The sequence below is a fragment of the Blattabacteriaceae bacterium genome, from assembly GCA_036390115.1.
Lineage (GTDB): Bacteria > Bacteroidota > Bacteroidia > Flavobacteriales > Blattabacteriaceae > DASQPV01.
Genome location: DASWCM010000007.1, coordinates 1 through 2,466 on the forward strand (window position 1 = coordinate 1; position 2,466 = coordinate 2,466).

The following is a 2,466-nucleotide window of genomic DNA, read 5'->3' on the forward strand; positions in this document are numbered from 1 at the left end:
GACAAAATGGGACTCAATAAACTTGATATGCATTATCTAAGATTTTTATTCAACACTTCAGGCCCTGTTGGAATTGACACTATATCTATTGCGCTATCTGAGGATGTTGGCAATATTGAAGAAACAGTAGAACCTTATTTAATCAAAATTAGTTTTGTAAAGCGCACACCAAGAGGACGCGTTCTAACCGACCAAGCAAAGGAGTATTTGAGCTTTCAACATTAAACATCATAATTTATATTGACTAATTAGCATGGTATCTATATACTAACATTTATATATCAAGAATAATGGAGGTGGTATGAATAGTTATTGCTCGGTTGGAAGCATGAGAAGATAATAACTTCTCAGAGTGGATAGGTGGCAGATTGAACATTTTTTTGAGGCCCTTTCTGCTTTTTGCAGTATATAGGAAAAAGACCTCGTAAAGGAGATTAATTGCCCCTGCCACCGAAAACCATCGTGCGGCCTATAAAATTTAGTGACCGCGTATAGGAGAATGGACCAACCGGTAATATTCTACTCTGATATGTTGTAGTATTCAATAAGAGGAAAAATTTATGCGTTATATAGGTGTTGATTTACACACTAATAGTTTTACTGTTTGTTATTTAGAACAGGAAAAACCAGAGTATATTAAAACATTTCGCTTACAGGATTTAGATAATTTTATTAAAGATCTTCAAGAAACAGATGAAGTAGCTTTTGAGGCAACAGGTAATAGCTGTTTCTTCTATGATGAAGTGTCACCTTACGTTAAGCGTGCGGTAATAATTGCTCCCGGACAGTTTGAAATTGTTCGCCGTTCTGTGAACAAAACAGACAAACACGATGCAAGAGCTATTGCTTTTTTTCTAAGCAAAGATATGCTACCTGAAGCGAAATGCAAAAGCAAACAATGCCAACAGTTAGCTTCTCTTCTTAAAACAAGAGATCAGTTAGTAAAATCACGGGTATCTTTAATCAATAAAATGCATGGTCTTTTTAATTACCACGGGATCAAGATTAAAAAGGAAGTACTTACAACTAAAGTGGGATTTGAGCGTTCTATTCAGAAGCATAATTGGGAGCTTTTAGAAAAGGTCGAAATTGAAGTGATTAACAGTAATCTGGAAGTCATTCGAGAAAGTCTCAAAAAACTTGAAAAGGAAATTATAGCTTTTGCTAAACAACTTCCAGGATTTAATGGTCTCATCAGCATTAAAGGTATTGGTGCAATTTCTGCAGCAGTTTTTGTTGCAACAATTGGTGATATTAACAATTTTAGTAATCCTGAAAAACTTACAGCTTATTTTGGAGTTGTACCGCGAGTTTCTCAATCTAATCAACAGTGTACAATTGGAAGGATTACCAAACGTGGACCAAAAATAGGACGTACTTCTTTAGTGCAGTGTACTTGGATTGCTATACGTTATAGCCCTTATTTGAGAAGTTTTTACGAGCATGTGAAAAAAAAGCGTGGTGCTGCTAAGGCTATTATTGCAACTGCTAGGAAGTTTCTAACAACTATTTTCTATACTCTTAAAAACAACTGGGTTTTCAAAGATTTTACAAAATTTGAATTTTTTACTGGACAGCAATCATAGGAGAATTAAATATGTGAAGCTCTAGGCTCTGTGGACAAAAAATATGAAGAGGGAGAAAAAAAGTGGTAGTTTAACCAAATGAACATAAAAATGGAGAAACTACCGAATGGAATATTATATAAAAGAAAGAAATTGGAAACAAATTTTAGAATTCATAAAAGGCATAAAAGGAATGCATAGTAAAGACGAAAAACGTTTAAGAATATTCATAGAAGCAGTGTGGTATATGGCGCGAAGTGGTTGCCAATGGCGACTTTTGCCGAAAATCTATGGCAATTACAGAAGTATACACAAACGATTTAAGAGATGGTGCGAAAGGGGTATTTGGAAAAATTTATTGGAGTACACAAAACAAGAGCCAGATTTAGAAGCCGTCATAATCGACGGTACGATCATTAGAGCCCATCCATGTTCAGCTGGATATACAAAAGATTCGAAGGATCAAGAGGCTTTAGGGCGAAGTAAAGGTGGCTTTACGACTAAAATTCATGCACTTGTTGATGCATTGGGAAATCCTTTAAAATTTATACTTACTCCTGGCCAGAGGAATGAAATTACACAAGCTGAAGTATTAACAAAAAATGTCTATAACTCCATTGTAGTAGCTGATAAGGGTTATGACAGCAATGCTTTTGTGGTCAGCCTTGAAAACAGGAAATGTGAAATCGTAATTCCATCAAAAAGGAATCGAAAAGTGCAAAGATACTATGATGAGCATATTTATAAAGAACGTCATTTGATTGAGTGCTTTTTCGGTAAAATTAAAAATTTTAGGCGCATTTTTTCCAGATTTGACAAGACCGCAGAGGTTTACATGGGATTTCTAAATTTTGTTGGAGCTCTCATATGGCTTCTCTAAAATTTTGTCCACAGAGCCTAG

3 protein-coding genes are annotated in these 2,466 nt (G+C 35.1%); all 3 read left to right on the forward strand.

Translation table 11 applies throughout. The features are described from left to right. Positions 1 to 225, forward strand: a 225-nt coding sequence (locus tag VF849_01890) for a Holliday junction DNA helicase RuvB C-terminal domain-containing protein (GenBank protein ID HEX9232767.1), incomplete at its 5' end; no start/stop codon positions are given. Positions 226 to 560: 335 nt separating this feature from the next. Next, positions 561 to 1,586, forward strand: a complete 1,026-nt coding sequence (locus tag VF849_01895) for an IS110 family transposase (protein ID HEX9232768.1) — start codon at positions 561 to 563, stop codon at positions 1,584 to 1,586. A 106-nt stretch (positions 1,587 to 1,692) separates the two neighbouring features. Then, complete coding sequence (locus VF849_01900; protein ID HEX9232769.1) at positions 1,693 to 2,445, forward strand: IS5 family transposase; 753 nt, start codon at positions 1,693 to 1,695, stop codon at positions 2,443 to 2,445. The last annotated feature ends 21 nt before the right edge of the window (positions 2,446 to 2,466 follow it).